Source organism: Halalkalibacter oceani, assembly GCF_023715605.1.
GTDB classification, from domain to species: Bacteria; Bacillota; Bacilli; order Bacillales; family Bacillaceae_D; genus Halalkalibacter; species Halalkalibacter oceani.
In genome coordinates, this window is the sequence record NZ_JAMBOL010000039.1 from 1 (window position 1) to 17,684 (window position 17,684).

Annotated in this window: 21 protein-coding genes; 13 read left to right on the forward strand and 8 right to left on the reverse strand. The window is 44.9% G+C overall.

The window, feature by feature from the left end:
• The first annotated feature begins 221 nt into the window (after positions 1-221).
• Positions 222-659, forward strand: a complete 438-nt coding sequence (locus M3202_RS20650) for a VOC family protein (RefSeq protein ID WP_251225109.1) — start codon at positions 222-224, stop codon at positions 657-659.
• Between the two features lie 395 nt (positions 660-1,054).
• On the opposite strand, the gene M3202_RS20655 is transcribed toward M3202_RS20650, so the two are convergent.
• From M3202_RS20655 to M3202_RS20670, 4 genes are all read right to left on the reverse strand, one after another.
• Positions 1,055-2,374 carry an FtsW/RodA/SpoVE family cell cycle protein gene (locus tag M3202_RS20655; RefSeq protein ID WP_251225110.1) on the reverse strand — a complete coding sequence of 440 codons (1,320 nt, stop codon included), beginning with the start codon at positions 2,372-2,374 and terminating at the stop codon, positions 1,055-1,057.
• Positions 2,371-2,805 (reverse strand): PadR family transcriptional regulator, encoded by a 435-nt coding sequence (locus M3202_RS20660; protein ID WP_251225111.1) that lies wholly within the window; start codon positions 2,803-2,805, stop codon positions 2,371-2,373. Before M3202_RS20660 ends, M3202_RS20655 begins: the two co-directional genes overlap by 4 nt.
• A gap of 2 nt (positions 2,806-2,807) precedes the next feature.
• The gene (locus M3202_RS20665) at positions 2,808-3,356 is read right to left on the reverse strand and encodes a sigma-70 family RNA polymerase sigma factor (protein ID WP_251225112.1); all 549 of its coding nucleotides are present in this window, start codon (positions 3,354-3,356) and stop codon (positions 2,808-2,810) included.
• Positions 3,357-3,474: 118 nt separating this feature from the next.
• On the reverse strand, positions 3,475-3,885 hold the full coding sequence (locus M3202_RS20670; RefSeq protein ID WP_251225113.1) for a MerR family transcriptional regulator: 411 nt from the start codon (positions 3,883-3,885) through the stop codon (positions 3,475-3,477).
• A 241-nt stretch (positions 3,886-4,126) separates the two neighbouring features.
• Between M3202_RS20670 and M3202_RS20675 the strand changes: the two genes are divergently transcribed.
• From M3202_RS20675 to M3202_RS20720, 10 genes are all read left to right on the forward strand, one after another.
• Entirely contained in the window at positions 4,127-5,167 is a 1,041-nt protein-coding gene (locus tag M3202_RS20675) for an NAD(P)-dependent alcohol dehydrogenase (RefSeq protein ID WP_251225114.1), read from the forward strand.
• A 201-nt stretch (positions 5,168-5,368) separates the two neighbouring features.
• Complete coding sequence (locus M3202_RS20680) at positions 5,369-6,007, forward strand: MFS transporter (RefSeq protein WP_251225115.1); 639 nt, start codon at positions 5,369-5,371, stop codon at positions 6,005-6,007.
• A gap of 1 nt (position 6,008) precedes the next feature.
• A complete protein-coding gene (locus M3202_RS20685; protein WP_251225116.1) occupies positions 6,009-6,581 on the forward strand; it encodes a hypothetical protein in 573 nt (190 codons plus the stop codon).
• Between the two features lie 90 nt (positions 6,582-6,671).
• Positions 6,672-7,100: a DUF3139 domain-containing protein gene (locus M3202_RS20690; RefSeq protein WP_251225117.1), complete on the forward strand. Its 429-nt coding sequence runs from the start codon at positions 6,672-6,674 to the stop codon at positions 7,098-7,100.
• Between the two features lie 208 nt (positions 7,101-7,308).
• Positions 7,309-7,626, forward strand: coding sequence for a PadR family transcriptional regulator (locus tag M3202_RS20695; RefSeq protein WP_251225118.1), 318 nt, complete (start codon positions 7,309-7,311; stop codon positions 7,624-7,626).
• A complete protein-coding gene (locus M3202_RS20700; RefSeq protein WP_251225119.1) occupies positions 7,623-8,345 on the forward strand; it encodes a DUF2812 domain-containing protein in 723 nt (240 codons plus the stop codon). The genes M3202_RS20695 and M3202_RS20700 overlap by 4 nt, the downstream gene beginning before the upstream one ends.
• A 246-nt stretch (positions 8,346-8,591) precedes the next feature.
• Complete coding sequence (locus M3202_RS20705) at positions 8,592-8,963, forward strand: GntR family transcriptional regulator (RefSeq protein ID WP_251225120.1); 372 nt, start codon at positions 8,592-8,594, stop codon at positions 8,961-8,963.
• A 5-nt stretch (positions 8,964-8,968) separates the two neighbouring features.
• Positions 8,969-9,835 carry an ABC transporter ATP-binding protein gene (locus M3202_RS20710; RefSeq protein ID WP_251225121.1) on the forward strand — a complete coding sequence of 289 codons (867 nt, stop codon included), beginning with the start codon at positions 8,969-8,971 and terminating at the stop codon, positions 9,833-9,835.
• Positions 9,828-10,433 (forward strand): ABC-2 transporter permease, encoded by a 606-nt coding sequence (locus M3202_RS20715; protein WP_251225122.1) that lies wholly within the window; start codon positions 9,828-9,830, stop codon positions 10,431-10,433. Before M3202_RS20710 ends, M3202_RS20715 begins: the two co-directional genes overlap by 8 nt.
• A 245-nt stretch (positions 10,434-10,678) precedes the next feature.
• On the forward strand, positions 10,679-10,846 hold the full coding sequence (locus M3202_RS20720) for a hypothetical protein (RefSeq protein WP_251225123.1): 168 nt from the start codon (positions 10,679-10,681) through the stop codon (positions 10,844-10,846).
• 69 nt (positions 10,847-10,915) lie between these two features.
• Here M3202_RS20720 and M3202_RS20725 read toward each other — a convergent pair whose 3' ends face one another.
• Complete coding sequence (locus tag M3202_RS20725; RefSeq protein WP_251225124.1) at positions 10,916-11,488, reverse strand: DUF1697 domain-containing protein; 573 nt, start codon at positions 11,486-11,488, stop codon at positions 10,916-10,918.
• 108 nt (positions 11,489-11,596) lie between these two features.
• Positions 11,597-12,163, reverse strand: coding sequence for a TetR/AcrR family transcriptional regulator (locus tag M3202_RS20730; protein ID WP_251225125.1), 567 nt, complete (start codon positions 12,161-12,163; stop codon positions 11,597-11,599).
• A 148-nt stretch (positions 12,164-12,311) separates the two neighbouring features.
• On the opposite strand from M3202_RS20730, the gene M3202_RS20735 reads away from it, so the two are divergent.
• The gene (locus M3202_RS20735; protein ID WP_251225126.1) at positions 12,312-14,372 is read left to right on the forward strand and encodes an efflux RND transporter permease subunit; all 2,061 of its coding nucleotides are present in this window, start codon (positions 12,312-12,314) and stop codon (positions 14,370-14,372) included.
• Positions 14,373-14,374: 2 nt separating this feature from the next.
• Entirely contained in the window at positions 14,375-16,195 is a 1,821-nt protein-coding gene (locus M3202_RS20740) for a YhgE/Pip domain-containing protein (RefSeq protein ID WP_251225127.1), read from the forward strand.
• 89 nt (positions 16,196-16,284) lie between these two features.
• Here the strand turns inward: M3202_RS20740 and M3202_RS20745 are convergent, their stop codons facing one another.
• Both M3202_RS20745 and M3202_RS20750 read right to left on the reverse strand, forming a co-directional pair.
• Complete coding sequence (locus M3202_RS20745; protein WP_251225128.1) at positions 16,285-16,869, reverse strand: TetR/AcrR family transcriptional regulator; 585 nt, start codon at positions 16,867-16,869, stop codon at positions 16,285-16,287.
• Positions 16,866-17,684: a DNA alkylation repair protein gene (locus tag M3202_RS20750; RefSeq protein ID WP_251225129.1), complete on the reverse strand. Its 819-nt coding sequence runs from the start codon at positions 17,682-17,684 to the stop codon at positions 16,866-16,868. Before M3202_RS20750 ends, M3202_RS20745 begins: the two co-directional genes overlap by 4 nt.

The following is a 17,684-nucleotide window of genomic DNA, read 5'->3' on the forward strand; positions in this document are numbered from 1 at the left end:
TCTTGATAGTTTATAAAAGATAATAAATAGGTTATAATTTGAGGGTACAAGATTGTCACTTCCTTTATTTAGGGATTTAGTGTCGGTGTGGTAACCTCACTATTGCCTAAATTTCAGGGGGTGGCAACTTTTTTGCTTAAAAAACCCTCTATCAAGGTATTTTATAGCCTATTTCTTATAAAAGTTTTGACAATACGTGGGTAGTAAAGGAGGTGTGGGAAATGAAAATTAATCGAATAGATCATGTAGGAATCATCGTCAACGATCTTCCAGTGGCAAAATCGTTTTTCCTTGACTTCGGTCTTGAAATGATGGGAGAGATGGAAGTGGAAGGAGAGTGGGTGGAGCGGATCATAGGTCTTCAGAGCGTTAAAGAGGAAGTTGCTATGTTGCGCACGCCGGACGGTGAGACAACTATAGAACTCGTAAAATTCCACACGCCGACAGATGGAGCCGGAATACAGCACCCTTTGGCAAATACATTGGGAATCCGCCATATTGCCTTCGCTGTTGAGGATGTGGAAGCCATTGTGATGAAATTAAAAAAGAAGGGAGACGAACTGATTGGTGAGATACAAGACTATAAAAACACTTATAAACTATGCTACATTCGCGGACCAGAGGGAATTATTTTAGAGCTGGCAGAGCAAATCAACTAAACGAACGTGAATTCGTCAATTTCTTATCATCATCATACATGTTATGACTAAGATAAGGATAGAAGTGAACCGAAAGGATAGTTTATGCTTCCTTTGTACATCAAGTGAAAATGATCGATTTATAAACAGGGTGGCTATAACGAAGAAAAACGCATAGAGATAGATAGGATTGAAGGCTGATGGAATCATCAATATCACCATTACGATCAGCAGGATTCTATTCAACCAGGTATTGAGCACAGGATTCAAAGTAAGCACTCCCTTTTTTGAATGAAACATATTTTAACATATGGATAAGGAGATATATAGAAAAAAGTGGGAATTCCACATATATGTTAAGGGGCTGGGGCAAAAGGTTGTTTTTTTTACCTTTTGCCTCAGCCCTCATTGGGCTTCTATGAATGTATGATCGTTGGATTGACGAGATCCTTTCTGCGGTAGACGCTTAGAATAAGACCTAAAATACCAGAGTTAACAAGTAGCATGCTTCCGCCATAGCTGATAAACGGCAGAGAAACTTCCATGATCGGTACGAATCCAATGCCCATTAGTATATTCCAGCACGTGGGAACAGCAATCAAGGCAGCTCCGCCAATGACTAATAATCTTCCATACCTATCCTTTGTTTTAAAGGCATTTCTCGAAATTCGTACAATGAAAAGCAACAGTATGAGACAAAGGGCGATTCCAAACGCCCAGCCAAAGGAATAGACGAGAAAAGGAAATACGTAATCCGTGTGCGCAGCTGGTAATCGACTAATGAAATGGTTAGAAAATCCGTTACCGAGCCATCCTGCCTGTGAAAGAATATCTCCTACTAGGATATAGATATAGCCCACCCCATTTGGGTCAGTCTCCGGATTCATAAAATCTGATAGTCTTTTCAAATGATATTCGCTGTTGGAGGCCAAGGGGGTTGTGCTGAGCAAAAGTATACCCATCAGTAGATTGGTTGCCACTAATGTGAGAGCTAATTTTTTTTGAACATGGGAACAAGCAAACATAGCTAGAATGCAAAAACAGTATATGATGCTTAACACAATGTGTGGAAGCATCATGTAAAGAAGGATAGGAGCCCAAAATAGCATAACGAGCAACGCTTGCTTTTTCCAACTGTTGAACGTATTGATGTTGTGAAAGATTCCCGCCCACGCAAGGAAAAATAAAAATAAGGCTATCGCTGATGAATCAACGGACATCCCCGCGATCGAAATCCACCTTACCGCGTTCAGCTTCATAAGACCAAATAGATACGTATACAAAAGCAAAATCAAACCACTTCCATAAAAGAGCCACCAATAATTTTTTAGCTTTCGATAATCGAAGAATAAAAAAGCAACGATAGCAACAACAGCAAGAGTCAACCAGATGGCCTGCCGACTGAAATAAAAAGTGCTTGGTAATGACATCGCAAGATTTCCATGGATCAATGGCAGGAAGCTATTTCCGGCAATGATGACAAATAAAGCAATCAGGAGCCAATCGATTTTCGGACGATGAAGGCGATTTAAGTTTTCTCCGAGAGTAAAGGGGTTGCCCATCTCCTGAATGGCTCTTTCATCTGCTTCTTCTTTAGAGGCTGTTTTTTGCTGAAAGGAGTGGCTGAGCTCCTGAAGGTGGTGGATGAGTTCTTTTTTGATCATGCTGCGGGCTTCCTTGGCTTTCACTTTAGAGGTTACTTTCGTTAAAAATTCCTCGAAATTAGAAGAACTCATAGAGCTGCCTCCTCAAGTAAGTGTTTAAGCGCCAGCTGCTGTTTTACGTCTCCGCGTTTGTATGCAGCCACGTATTTTCTTCCCTTTTTAGATAAAGCATAGTATTTCTTTTCTTCTTTCCATTGTGATATGAGGAAATGTTTGTTTTCTAGGAGATGTAAGAGTGTATAAAGCTGTCCTTCATTGCTTTGGAAACTACGTTCACTCTTTTGCATAAGCTGGGTGGAGATGTCGTAGCCGTGTTTTGCTTCATATTGAAGCGATTCGAAGATGGCTACTAGCGTCTCGATATTCCACGAATGAAGCTGGTGTTGAGACAGTTTTCCATGGATAACGTCTTTTACTGCCTTTTTTCGCTCTTCTGAAAAGGAGAATTCCTTAAAAACAGTGTTTTTCATCGTGCTTTTTAGATTGCTGAATGGATCGCTCATCGTTAAACCTCCTTTATCATGCTGTCTTTTAATAATTCTTTCGCGCGCTTTAGTCTTGTTTTGATCGTATTAATATTTACGGCAGTGATCTTGTTTATTTCAGCTAAGGAAAGCTCTTCATAGTAATGGAGAAAAACGACTTCTCTATATTTTACAGGTAGCTCCATAACAGCAAGAGCCAAATGGTTTTCTTCATTTTTAGCAATGACCTCTTCTTCAACATGTTTTGCTTTGGAAGGGAGGTAGTTAAACACTTTCTCGTTAAGTGATATTTTCCGATAATGCCAGCTTCGTAAATAGTCCTTACAATGATTGCTGGCTATTCGGTATACCCATGTTTTGATCAATGCCTGTTTATTAAATTGATCTAATTTTTCATAACACTTAATAAAGATTTCTTGGATCAAATCCTCCGCGGTCGTTCTGTTTCTTACATATGTATAAACAAGGTGGAGGAGATCATCGCTATATTCGTGCATTAATTGATCAATGATCTGTTCCTTATCTGTTATCATTTCATCGGTTATGGCGACTTGTTTCAGCTCATTCATTTACGTTTCACCTCCTCCTACATATTAGACGAGGCTAACCTCTTTTTGGTTTGAAAATGAATAGAGGAAAGCAGGATGTATCAGAGCCCGGGAAAACCTTTTTCTCCGGGCTCTGATATTAATTGAAAATCTCTATTTTATTCTCTTGATGAATATCTTCCGTTCCGGCGTCCAATGCCGTTTTGTAGTAGGAGCATTTGTGCTCGATCACTTCCATTGTTTGTTGTAGTTCTTTCATTTTTGCTTCGACGGCGGCTTTTCGTTCCAAAAACATTTCATATCTTTTTTGCAGGGTTGAATCTCCTTCCATGCACCAGCTGATGAAATTTTTTATCTCTTTAATCGGCATCCCGGTCGATTTCAAACATTCAATCACCTTTAACGCATTGATATCAGATTCTTTAAACAACCGTTTTCCCCCGGCTGTCCGTTCCACAAAAGGAATAAGTCCTTCTTTATCGTAGTAGCGCAACGTATAGACGGTAAGATTCAATTCTTTAGCAACCTCGCTGATCGAATAGGTTTTCATCCTTTTTCTCCCTTCGATACTATTTGGACGTAGAGTTAACTTTAGGTTGTGGAAAATTCTATCATTGTATGTTTCAGCCGTCAAAGTCCATGCTTAAGGGGCGTGGCCGGCTAAAATAAAAGGCTGCTGGAACTAGTTTTGATTCATTACTTGACCTAGAGTTAGCTATAAGTATTACGATTATTTGTGAAGAGAACGTACGAGTCTCTTGCATAAGTCTATATTTTGGGAGGTTTTATCAATGATAACGGCTAAAGCACGGGCTGTCGACGGCCCAGACAAATCCTTTCGAGCAGCCGAAATTAAGCGGCGCGAGCTTGATGTGCATGATGTATTAATTGAAATTAAATATTCTGGAATCTGTCATTCTGATATCCATACTGCACAGGGGGAGTGGGGCCCGGTTCAGTACCCGCTCGTCCCCGGACATGAGATTGCCGGAATTGTAACAGCTGTCGGGGCCGGAGTAACGAAGCATAAAGTTGGTGACCGGGTAGGAGTAGGATGTATGGTTGATTCCTGTGGCGAATGCGAGAATTGCCGTAAGGGGGAAGAACAGTACTGTCTGAAAGGCAATATCCCTACCTACGCTGGTGTCGACAAATATGGTGAGTATACGCAAGGTGGTTATTCCACTCATATTGTTGTAACTGAAGACTTTGTCGTGAGCATCCCTGATAACATAGAACTTGATGCGGCTGCACCATTGCTGTGCGCAGGCATTACGACATATTCACCATTAAATCACTGGGGAGCCGGGCCAGGTAAGAAGGTGGCGGTTGTTGGTATGGGAGGACTTGGTCATATGGCGGTCAAGATCGCCCACGCCATGGGGGCGGAAGTGACGGTTCTCTCCCAAACATTAAAGAAAAAAGAAGACGGCCTGCAATTCGGGGCAGTCGATTACTTTGCGACGAGCGAGCCGGAGACATTCGAGAAGCTGGCCGGTACGTTTGATCTGATCATTAACACCGTCAGTGCAAAAATTGATATTAGTGCATACCTTTCCCTGCTAACGCTCGATGGAACGCTGGTAAACGTCGGTGCCCCTGCCGAGCCGCTGGAAGTAAACGCGTTCTCTTTGATCGGCCACCGTCGTTCATTTGCGGGCTCCATGATCGGGGGCATCCGCGAAACGCAGGAAATGCTCGATTTTTGCGGGAAGCATCAGATTGTACCCCAGATTGAAGTCATATCTGCCGATCAAATTGACGAGGCCTACAAACGAGTGTTAGCGTCAGATGTGAAATACCGTTTTGTTATTGATATTAGCACGATGTAGCCATAATTTGAAGACGAGGCTGGGAAAAGGGTAAAAAACCTTTTTTCCCAGCTTTTTTGATTTAAAAGGTAGATACAGCTTGCTCATACAAAGAAATTTTCAAAAAATCAAACAAAACCCGCTGAATAATCGGTATGATATAGAAATACATACGAGGAGTTGCATCACTCGATATTATCTCCCTTGAAGGGGTGAGTCAAGATGGCACTTAAAGCCCGGATGTCTGCGAACCCGATTGTAGTTGTCGCAATCGTGACAGCGTTAAGTCTTTTAGGAGATTCCATGCTGTATATTGCTTTGCCTATTTATTGGGAATCGGCAGGGCTTGAATCGATTTGGCAGGTTGGGGTGCTGCTGTCGATCAATCGCTTTATTAGACTGCCTTTCAGTCCGATAATTGGTTGGGTGTACAACCATATTTCATTAAAGACCGGGATGGTCATAGCGATTTTGTTAGGCGGGTTTACCACAATCGGCTATGGTATTTTCGAAGGGTTTGCCGCCTGGGTTATTTTGCGTGCCCTGTGGGGCGTGGCCTGGTCCTTTTTTCGAATCGGGGGTCTGTCGATTGTGGCCGTGCATGCCGATAAGGAACATCGGGGGCGGTCGATGGGGTTATATAATGGGCTTTACCGCACCGGGAGTCTGATGGGGATGCTGATTGGGGGGCTGTTAGTTCCTTTCATTGGATTGAGCACTGTCGCCATTGGATTTGGTTTATTGACGCTTCTCGGTTTGCCTTTACTAGCGGCTTCAACTATTTCTCACGGTCAGGCGGACCTTGAAAAAAAAAGAGGACGTAAAGCAAGGGAAGGCTTTTATCGGCAAACCGGGGTATAAAATGACGATTATCGTTTCCGGCTTTTTCATTGCGATGTTATATCAGGGGATATTGGCATCGACTTTAAGTTCGGTGATTGGACATTTTTATGGAGAGCATATTTCCATTTTGAATGTCGTTGTCAGTGTCACGTTATTATCCGGCATCATTCAGGCGATGAGGTGGGGATGGGAGCCGTTCCTCGGAAGGGCGGTCGGTCACTGGTCTGATGGCTCGCGGGGAAGGCTGCCGATTTTCATTTCGTCTTTAGTATTTGCTGGAGTTGTTTTTGGAATGATCTCGCTCAGTCTCCCGATAGGTGTCTGGCTCTTCATTACGCTTTTAGCGTTGGCCGGGGCGACTATTTTAACGACGATTATCGACACGATTGCACTGGACACTTCAAAGACGGCCAATGTCGTTTCTTTCCTTACGATCTATGCCGTTGCTCAGGATGTAGGAGCGGCTTTAGGCCCGGTTCTTGGTTACTTCTTACTCCAGTTTGGCGCCGGCTTTAGCTATTTATATTGGGGAGGGGCGGCGATTCTTTTTGTTTTGGCGATGAGCTGGTCGGTTGTGGAAAAAAAGGCTTGACCTGTCAATCAAGGGCGGTGAAAATAAAGTAAGCAAAGCGTAGTAAGGAGCTGGACTTTTTACTGCCAATAACGGATGGGGGATAGCGGCTTGTTTTCTTTTAAACAGATAGTGAAAATAGCTGTGGTGGTTGGTTTTATCGGACTTGTGGCAGCTCCTTTTGCCATGATTTATCTTCTGAACAATGGCAACCCTTATCACAATTATCTTATCAATAAACATATTCCTGCCCACCTGGAGCAAGTGGGATATACGGAAGATGATATTGTAAAGCAGCATAGAATCGAACCGAAGCACGGGATCAACCGCACTGTTTATCATGCTCATTATAGGGTGATTTTTCAGGATGAGCCTCAATTGGAATACTTATATGGGTTGACCAAAAAGGGGAAAAACGTTGTCCAGTTCTGTGAGAAAAATACATTGATTGACGGAGTAGCTCACTACGGGGAACCGACAACGGAGAAAACAGCGCATAGTGAAGAGGAATGTATAGGATATTTAGACAATAGGGGTTAACTTTGACGCTTATCGCTCGGCATTTCATAAAAAAAGCAATAAAGAAAGCCAAGTCCGGCAATTTTTCAGGGCAGGTTGGCGTTTTTTAAGAATTGATGTATCAAATTATGATATATGTATAGACGGATATATCAAATTGTGATATATTTTCTTTAGATCGATGTATCAAATTATGATATATCCTCGAATGATATATGGGGGTGATCAGTTGAAGACAACTGAGCAATTAACGGATTCGATGTTTTATATAATGGCTGCTTTAACGAAGCCGAGACATGGTTATGCGATTATGAATTTAATTGAAGAGACGACAAAAGGAGCGATTACGATAGGCCCGGCTTCCATGTATACGATTATTAAAAAGCTATTAAAGCAGGAGTGGATTTATTTACATGATGGGTCGGATTCCCGGCGCAAAACCTATTTGCTGACGGAGACGGGCAGGGAAGTATTAGAGGAAGATCTGAAGCTGAGAAAGCTGATGATTCAATTAGCGGAAAGTGGATTGAAGGAGGGAGAAGAATGAAACAAACAAAATATATTATGTCAGGCGGATTGGCTTTTGCCGAGGAGAAGGACATGGAGAAATTACGTCGTTTTTCGTTGAAGGGCTGGCATGTCAATGACTTTAAGTTTATGGGGTATACGCTCGAAAAAGGGGAAAGCTTAGACTATATCTACAGTGTAGATTATCGGTCACTAAAAGAGGAGGAAGAGGAGGAGTACTTTGATTTCTTTTCAGCTGCCGGCTGGACGCATGTTGCTTCGGAAGGGAATATTCATTTGTTTAGAGCGGCCCCGGGTACAAAGCCGATTTACAGCGATCGGGACACGACGGTTGAAAAATATGAAAATCTGAATGGTCTCACAAAAGCTCTGGTAATTCCGTTAATCGTCGTCACTGTACTCGTCTGGCTCGGAACGATGATAAGCGCTGGCAGCTTAAAATCCGTTCTTCAAGTAGTAGCTGTTATTCTCACAATCATTGCCATCCCGGCTGCTTGGACGGCAATCGCCACTTACAGTAATAAATGGAAGGTCGAAGGAAAGAAAGGCCTGGCGAAAGGAGTGAGGATGATCCCATTTGTTCTTTTCGCTATTGCGGTAATGGTCGTGGCATTTGTGGATGGTTCAAGGAGCGCGATTCACCTTCTTGCGTATATGGTCATTGGAGCGGTCGCTCTGCCAAGCGTTATTTGGGGCATTATGTCTCTTTATCATAAAATGAAGAGAAGCCGGACTTAGTATAGAGGAGCTTAAGACAAAGCTACCCTTGACCTATTTGGCGGTGCCGCTCATTGGCTTAGGGCTGGAAAAAAGGTAAAGACACAACCTTTTTCCCGGCCCTTTTTTGCGTTTATCCTGTCTTCGTTTTAAGAAAGTTGTTGCGCGATACTCTGAGCGTGTATATAATGTATATAAATTATATATACAATATGTACAGATATTCAAAAGTGCTGGACATCCAAAAAATAAAGAAGAGGGATCGACATGCAAATTATTATTTCCAACAGTTCAAAGGAGCCGATTTATGAACAAATTACGAACCAAATTAAATCGCTTATTTTAGCGGGTGAGCTTCAGGAGGGAGCGGCGTTACCTTCTATACGCCAGCTCGCAAAGGATTTGCAAATTAGTGTGATTACGACAAAGCGTGCCTATGAGGAATTGGAGAAGGCAGGGTTTATCTATTCCATTGTTGGAAAAGGTTCGTTTGTCGCCGAGCAAAATTTAGAGGTTATTAGAGAGAAGAAGCTGAAGGTCATCGAGGAACAGCTGACTGCGGTGATCACGAACAGCAGGGAGATCGGGCTGACCCTTGATGAACTGCAGCAATTGCTGAAGATTTTGTATGAGGAGTGAAGAAAATGGAGCATGTAGTTGAAATGAAAAATGTAAGCAAAACACTCAATGGGTTTTCCGTTCACAATATGAATTTAGCAGTAAAGCAGGGCTTTGTGACCGGGTTTATCGGCGCGAATGGGGCCGGGAAGTCAACGACGATTAAGATGATGATGAATCTGTTAAAGCCGGATGACGGTGAGGTGAAGCTGTTCGGTTTGGATTACAGGACGCATGAGAAGGCGATCAAGGAGCGCATCGGCTTCGTCTACGATGGCAATGTCTTTTATGAAGGATTGAACGTAAAGGATATTAAGCGGATCGTCGGGCCGGCATATAAAAGCTGGGATGATGCGTTATTTCATCGCTATGTCGAACGATTTGAACTACCGCTGAACAAAGCGATAAAAACGTTCTCCAAGGGAATGCAGATGAAAGCATCCTTGGCGATCGCTCTTTCCCATCATGCCGAGCTGATTATTATGGATGAACCGACAGCCGGGTTAGATCCGATTTTTCGGCGGGAGCTGCTGGACCTGTTGCAGGAATTAATGCTTGATGGCCGCAGAACGATTTTCTTCTCGACACATATTACGACGGATTTGGACCGGATCGCCGATTACATCGCTTTCATCCAGAATGGCGAAATCGTGTTCAATCAGTCGATTCACGACGTAGCAGAAAATTATGCGCTCGTCAAAGGGGGCGTCGAGTTGCTGGATCGGGACACAGAAAAAGCCTTTGTCCGTATTCATCGCGCGTCGACGGGGTTTGAGGCGTTAACAGATAATATCGGGGCGGTGAAAGAAACGTTCGGAAACACAGTGGTGATTGAACGCGCCTCTTTGGAAGATATTATGTATTACTTGAAAGGGGAGAAACAGCATGTTTAATTTAATCAGACGTGATCTTATCCTACAGAAAAAGCTGTTGCTTATCTATCTTCTTATGGTTGTGTTCTTTATCATGATGGATAAGCATCCGGCGTTTACGTTTCTGATTGCCAGCATTCTGATCCCCTTTAATACGTACACATACGATGAAAGAGCGGAGACGAATATTTTATTGAATTCCTTGCCTTACACCCGCAAGGAAATTATCGCCTCTCGCTATCTTGGCGCCATCGCTTATATGGGGGTGGGCATGGCGGTGGCAAGCGTGGCGTTATTTGTCTTCAACAAACCGTTTACGCTGACTGATATGGCGATTGGGGGTGGCCTGTTTCTAGTGTTTGCATCATTTACCTTTCCAATGTTCTATATTTTTAAACCGGGCTATATTTCAACGGTTGTCCTGATCAGCTTTCTCGTTTTGTCAGCGGTAGGGCCGAGTGTTTTTATGTTTTTCGCTGAACGTTTGACGATCATTACCCATTTCATTGCCAGCTTATCCATGCCGGTTTTGTATATGGGTGCGACGGCTGTCATCATCGTCGTCTATGCTGTCTCCTGGAGCGTGACGACAGTCATTTACCAGCGGAAGGTGTTTTAGAAAGCTGATTATTAAACTGTGATAGATCTGGGCTGGGCAAAAAGGGGGTTCTACCTTTTGCCCAGCCCTTTATGTACTACCGACAGATCTGAATCCTATTCTTACGGCACGATGTCTAGTGGAAAGGATAGATTTCCTCATTATTGTAGGGCTATCATCATTATGGTACAGTTTTACTATTCTAGTAAGAACGGATGTCTTTGACTTTTAGCATTGCAGTTAACGAAGAAAGGTGCTCAGAAACGATGGAAAATCAGTTTTATGTGGGCTGGGGAACGCTCGCCCTTATTAATGCAGGATTAGCGCAAGGAAAGAACAGGTCCGGACTCAATTGGTTTTTTATTTCGTTGCTGCTTGGACCTATTGCCACCTTGTTGCTCGTCATTCAAGAAAAGCTGCCGGAAAAACAGTAGAAGTAGGGGACAGCTTCAAGAAGGTGAGAACAAGGCCCAGGCTCCTTGCGAGGTGTGTAAGGTGGAGACTTACCTTCCTTGTAATTCTTTAAGTGCGTCCCACATTTTCGTGGTCGTTTTCCAATTGCGGGCGGTAATAGATTGATAAATGTCTTTTTTTACTAGCCTACTAAGGTAGCTTTTCGTATAATCTGGATTGTCAGGTCCCGGCCGCCGGTAATAAATGGCATGTGAACCTTGCCACGCCATATCGATTCCCGGTCGTACCATCACTTCTTTCATGACCTGATCGGACGTCACATCAAGCAAAAATAGAACATCATAACGATAGTCGTTTGCTTGCGACTCCTCTCCATACCCATGTGGAGCCTCCTCGATAATCACACGATAGGTCTCAAAGTCCAGCGCTAACACTTTGATTAAGGTGCTGTCCAATTCAAATTGATTTGCGAGCAACATTTCAATTTGTCTGGCCAACTCTTGAGCGGACAGGTCGGACTGCAACACGATATTGCCGCTTTGAATATAGGTCTGGACGTTTTGGCAGCCGTTTTGATGTAAACATGTGCGAAGGTCCGCCATTTTGATTTTATTTTTCCCGCCGACATTAATGCCCCGCAGATAGACAACATAGCTTTCCATGACTTCTCTCCTTTCATCAGACAGCTTTTCTGTTAGTATAGCACTTTTTAAAGTGGGAACGCTTACTACTGCTAAGCTGAATAAAACATTGAAGGTCGTTTTATGCTCTTACAGCGGTGAAGAAAGTCCGTAATTTGTGAAATGATTAATCAGTTCCGCCATTTCCTGTGGTGATTTGTCCATCCCGTTATCGAGCCATTCTTTCAAAACATGTAAACTGCCGCTGATCACATAGAGGCTCATATATTCTGAGATTTTTTGATCGGCTTTGTGAATGCTCCTCCAATGCTTCATGATGAATTCCTCGGTAATTTTCATCACTTTCTGCTGAAATTGAGGATCGCCGTGTTCACTTAATAGGATTTGACAGACATCACGGTTGTCCGCCACATACTCCAGCAGCTTTTCCGTCATCTGCAGTGCTTCTTCTTCCTCACTAAAATTGTAGCTGCCGAGCGTTTGCCGCATGTCGGTCAGGATTTCTTCTTCTATCTTTGTCAGCAGGTCGAACGGGTCTGCATAGTGGGAGTAGAACGTAGAGCGGTTAATATCGGCAAGTTCGCATAGTTCTTTTACGGTAATCGAAGAAATTTGCTTCTCTTTTAACAGGGTCATTACACTTTCCTTCAGCATCATCCGGGTATATTTTTTTCGTCGGTCAAGCTTGGCATTCATCATCGTTCACCCTTTTGTAAAAAAATATCCAACATACATTCTAAATCTGTCGGGCAACAAACGGATGTTACTAAACTGTTTGTTGTTTCGGCAACACCGTGTTTATATAATGATAATATGTCAGAGGCTATAAAACAAGAAAGGGTGGATGATCATCAAGTTAGCAGCGAGAATTACAACACATAAAAAAATGATTGTCATCACTTTCATTCTTCTTGCGGTGATCTCAATAGCAGCGCAATTTTTTGTGTCTGTAAATTATAATATGGCGGATTATTTGCCAGATGAAGCGCAATCGACACGGGCGGTTGACGTGATGGAAGATGAATTTACTTCTTCGGTCCCTGATACGAGGGTCATGGTGGAGGATGTCAGTATACAGGAGGCGCTGCAGTTTAAAGAAAGACTTGCCGCGATTGACGGCGTCTCTGATGTGATGTGGCTTGATGATGCGGTAGATATAAAGATGCCGATTGAAGTGGCTGATGCCAGTACGGTTGAGACGTACTATAAGGACGAAATAGCGCTGTTTCAGCTAAGTATTCGGCCGGGTGAGGAAGTACGAATTACGGATGAAATCTATCAGTTAATTGGCGAGGAAGGGGCGATGGCCGGGGAAGCGGTCAATACCGCTACTGCTCAGAAAATGGCCGGGACGGAAACGGTGTATGCCGCCGCCCTGCTTGTGCCGATTATTATCCTGATTCTCGTATTATCAACGACTTCATGGGTGGAGCCGCTCTTTTTTCTCGTGGCAATCGGGGTTTCCGTTCTGATCAATTTGGGCACGAACATTTTTATCGGAGAGGTGTCCTTTGTCACGCAATCGGTGGCGCCGATATTGCAGCTCGCCGTGTCACTTGATTATGCGATTTTTCTGTTGCACAGTTTTCAGGAATATCGGAAAAAAACGACTAACCCGGAAGAGGCGATGCAGCTTGCGATGAAGCAGGCGTTCGCCCCGATTGCAGCGAGCGCGGCGACGACCTTCTTTGGTTTCATGGCTTTAATGCTGATGAGCTTTGAGCTTGGCGCCGATCTAGGTTTAAGCTTGGTAAAGGGGATTTTGCTGAGCTTTATTAGTGTGATGGTGTTCTTTCCCGCTTTAACCTTGGTGTTTTACAAATGGATGGACAAAACACAGCACAAACGTTTTGTTCCAAGTTTTGCGGGAATCGGCCGGCGTGTGATGAAAATGAAGTACCCGTCCTTGCTCCTTGTACTGGCGATTTTGATTCCGAGCTTTCTTGCGCAAAGCAACACGGCGTTCACATACGGGCTTGGAGAGCAGCCGGAGTCAACACGTACCGGGGCCGACTTGATCGCGATTAAGGAAGCGTTTGGCGAATCGACGCCGATTGTGCTGCTCGTGCCAAAAGATGATGTTGTCAAAGAAGAGAAGCTCATTCATGAATTGGAGGACATCGGGCATGTGACGAATGTCATTTCGTATGTCAATACGGTAGGCAGCGCCATTCCGCCGGAGTATTTGGAGGAAGAGGTCACGAGTGAGTTTTTATCGGCGCATTACAGCCGCCTCATCATTAATACCGAGCGGGAAAAAGAAGGAGATATCCCGTTTTCTATTGTAGAAACGGTGCAGGAAAAAGCCGCCTCTTATTACGGCGACAAGACGCTGAGCCTCGGTGAAAGCGTGGCACTGTATGATATTAAAAACACCGTGCAAAAGGACAATACATTTGTCAATACGATGACTGTCGCAACGATTGCGATCGTCCTTCTTCTAACGTTCAAGTCGATTTCGCTTCCGGTCATCCTGCTCATCACGATTCAGGCTGCTGTCTGGATCAACTTATCGATTCCGTATTTTACGAATACGTCGTTTGATTTTATCGGCTATTTGATTGTTAGTACGGTACAGCTGGCGGCGACGGTCGATTATGCGATTTTATTTACTGAGACGTATAAAGAGAAGCGAAGAGAAATGCCGGCACTGAAAGCGATCATCGATACATTGGACGAAAAGACATTCTCGATTTCGGTTTCGGCTTCCATTTTATCGAGCATCGGCTTTATTTTATGGATTACGTCAACGAATCCGGTCGTATCCTCGATTGGATTGTTGCTCGGCCGGGGGGCGCTTTTAGCGTTTGTGCTCGTTCTCTTCTTCCTGCCGGCGATGCTGTATGCGCTTGATAAAGTGATTCGGAAAACAACATTACAAGCAAACTTTTATAAGGGGAAATGATGATGAAAATGAAACGATTGCCGTTTGTCGTCTTAGCTGTCATGCTGATTGTTCCTTCATTTCTTGTCCATGCGGCTCCTGCGGTGGACGAAGCAGGAGAGACGGGTCAGGCAGGGGAGCTAAGCGCCAAAGAAGAAGTGATTTATGCCAATTTACATGGTGACGGTCAATTAGATGAAATATTTGTTGTCAACACATTACATGTCAGCGAAGCGGGGATGATCACCGACTATGGTCCTTACAGCAGTCTGAAAAACTTGACGAATGAGGCTGAAATGAAACAGAGTGGTGACGAAGTGCGGTTTGAGGCCGCGGAGGGAACTGCGTACTATCAAGGAAACCTTGGAGATCGTCTGGAGCTGCCGTGGAATTTTTCGATTTTCTACGAGTTGGATGGAGAGGAAATGGCGGCTGATGAGCTTGCCGGAGCAGACGGCCGGCTGCAGATCACGATTGATACGTCCCGTAATGAAGACGTCGATCCGTCCTTTTTTGAAAACTATTTGCTGCAAATCGCCCTTACGTTTGAAGAAGATACGTATGAAACGCTTGAGACAAGCGACGGGATGATCGCAAATGCCGGAAAAGACAAGCAAGTAACATTCACCGTCATGCCGGGGGAAGAGAAAGAGCTCCGTTTGTCGGCCGATGTCACCGACTTTGAGTTTAGTGGAATCGACATCACAGCTGTGCCGCCGGCGATGGCGATCGAGGCTCCCGGGGCTGACGAAATCGCAGGAGAATTCAACTCACTGACAGATGGAGTCAAGGAAATTGATGACGGAGTAGGCGAGCTGAAAAAGGGAATGTCACAGCTGAATGACGGCTTGCGCAGCCTTGAAAACGGCTCGGCTGAATACAAAAAGGGGCTCGATGAAATGGCTGGTTCCTCGGCGGAACTGGTAAAGGCGTCCTCGACCATTGAACAGGCGTTAAACGAGGTCAGCCAGTCTCTTCAGCTGACAGAGGAGATGAATGTCGGAGACTTGCAGCAACTGCAGGACGGTCTTGTCCAGCTGGCGGATGCGCTTCATGAAACCTCACAGGGCTTGGCGCAGCTACGCACTCAGTATGCGGCTGCCTACAAACAAGTTAATGAGGCGATGAACGGCATTGCCGATCAGCCGGTCAGTCAGGAGCAAATTGAGCAATTATATGCGAGCGGCGCAGATCGTGATGTCGTTGACCAGCTCGTTGACGCATACTCCGCCGCACAAAAAGCGAAGGTGACCTATTCAGCCGCGAAACAAGGCTTCGACGCGGTTGATTCAATCCTGAAGGAGGTGAGCGCTGGAACAAAGGAAATGGCAAACAGCTTAACGGCGCTTGCAGACGGACTTACCTCCTCGCTCGAACAGGTCGATGGACTCGGCTCGTTCTCCCAGCTACAAGAAGGACTGTCAGCGTTAGCCGCTAATTACAGCGAGTTTCACCAAGGGCTTGTGCGCTATACAGGCGGGGCTGGGCAATTATCTGCCGCTTACAGTGAGCTGCATCATGGAATAGGCGAAGCTACAGAAGGGAGCGGTGAGTTAGCAGCCGGGGCCGACGCTCTTCACAACGGTACAGGCAAGCTGCATGAGGCGACGAGCAGTCTGCCTGAACAGATGCAGGAAGAAATTGATGCGATGATTTCCGATTACGACAAATCGGACTTTGACCCGGTATCCTTTGTCTCCGAAAAAAATCACAATGTCGACACGGTGCAGTTCGTGATAAAAACTGCAGGAGTCGAAAAAGAAGAACCGGAGGAAGCACCGGTTGAACGAGAAGAAGAGAAGTCATTCTGGACGAAGCTGCGTGAGTTGTTCTCGAGAGAGTGATGCCGGGGGTGGTTAGTGGAGATGTCTCGGAGGGTCTTTTCAACCTTTTGAGACATCTCTTTTTTTTAAAAGGACGCTACGCGTTTTTCTTACATCCTAAACCCGTAGAGCAGGGCACGGAGAGAGTCCATCACTTGATCAACGGCTTGCTGGCGGTCGGGATGTTCAGCGACCCAGAGAGCCGCTTCATTCATCGCCCCTGACAGGCAATGTGTCATCGCCTCGATGGCGACTGGCTTGATCATTCCTTGTTTCTGCAAGAGCTCCAGATGCTCCATTAATGACTTCATCGAGTGTTGCTGGTCCATTTTGCGGAACGTGTCCCAGCCTAAAATCGCCGGGCCGTCCACTAATAATATGCGGTGATTATGAGCTTCTGAAGCTGAGACGACAAAGGCGTGGCAGCCGAGGAGCAGTTGTTCCCATAAGTCTGTGCTTTTCATCGCTTCTGTTTCAATCTGTCGAGCGATATCGCGCTGAACCTCTTCAAATACAGCGAGAAAAAGCCCCTTTTTGTTATTGAAATGATGATAAAGCGCCCCGCGTGTCAATCCGGCTTCCTGGACAATTTCCTCGAGGGCGATATTCGTGTAGCCTTTTTCAGCAAAAAGCTTTCTGGCGATGGCCGTCATTCGTTGGATTGTCATATCGGTTTCTTCTTTTGTTTTTCTCATCGTGATTTTTCCTCTTTTCGCTGTTTAACAAAGCCGTTCACTCGCGCAAGGAGCTGGACGGCTTTGTTTTCTTCCTGCTTGATCAAAGTTCTTAATCCATGCTTGATGATCCGCTCATTGACCTGCCGGCGATCAGCCAGACATGTTTCGAGCCAGTTGATTACCAATTGCGGATGATCTTTCGTTAAATCATTGATATGATTGGCGACAGACTTTTGCACATAGGCGGAAGGATCATCAAGCAGCTGTTCTAGTAAGTGCAGGTTATAGCCCGGATCGTTTTGAAGCGGCTCTATTCTTTTGGCCCACGGCAGTCGGGGGCGTGTCCCTTCACTAACGAGCCGTCTAACATGTGGGTTCGAATCGGTGATCCAACTTTGAAGATACGCGATTGCACGGTCAGTGTCCAATTCAAGATATGGACGGATCGCATATTCGGACGTATGACGCTTGGTGATCTCCATTAGAGCAAGCATGGAAGCATGAAAATGGTGATGACCGTATTTTTCTACAAAATACGCAACCGGCATTAAAAAATAGCCATTTGTAAACATGCCCTCTTCTGTTTCGTTTTCCGGTCCTAAAATTTGGAGCAGGATCGACAGGGCGCGTTCATAGTCGGCGGGCAGGTGGTTCTGTAACGCGGTTGCGATGACGTCGACCCGCGCTTTCAGCTCTTTGTCTTCAACATTTTTCGCGACATAGGCGATGAATGATTTTGAGTTGAAGTGTGAATCATGGCGCTCGATTAAACGTGATAACCGTTCAGCGAGCCGCTGATCAAAATAGAATTTTAAAGGAGTGTACGCGGCCAC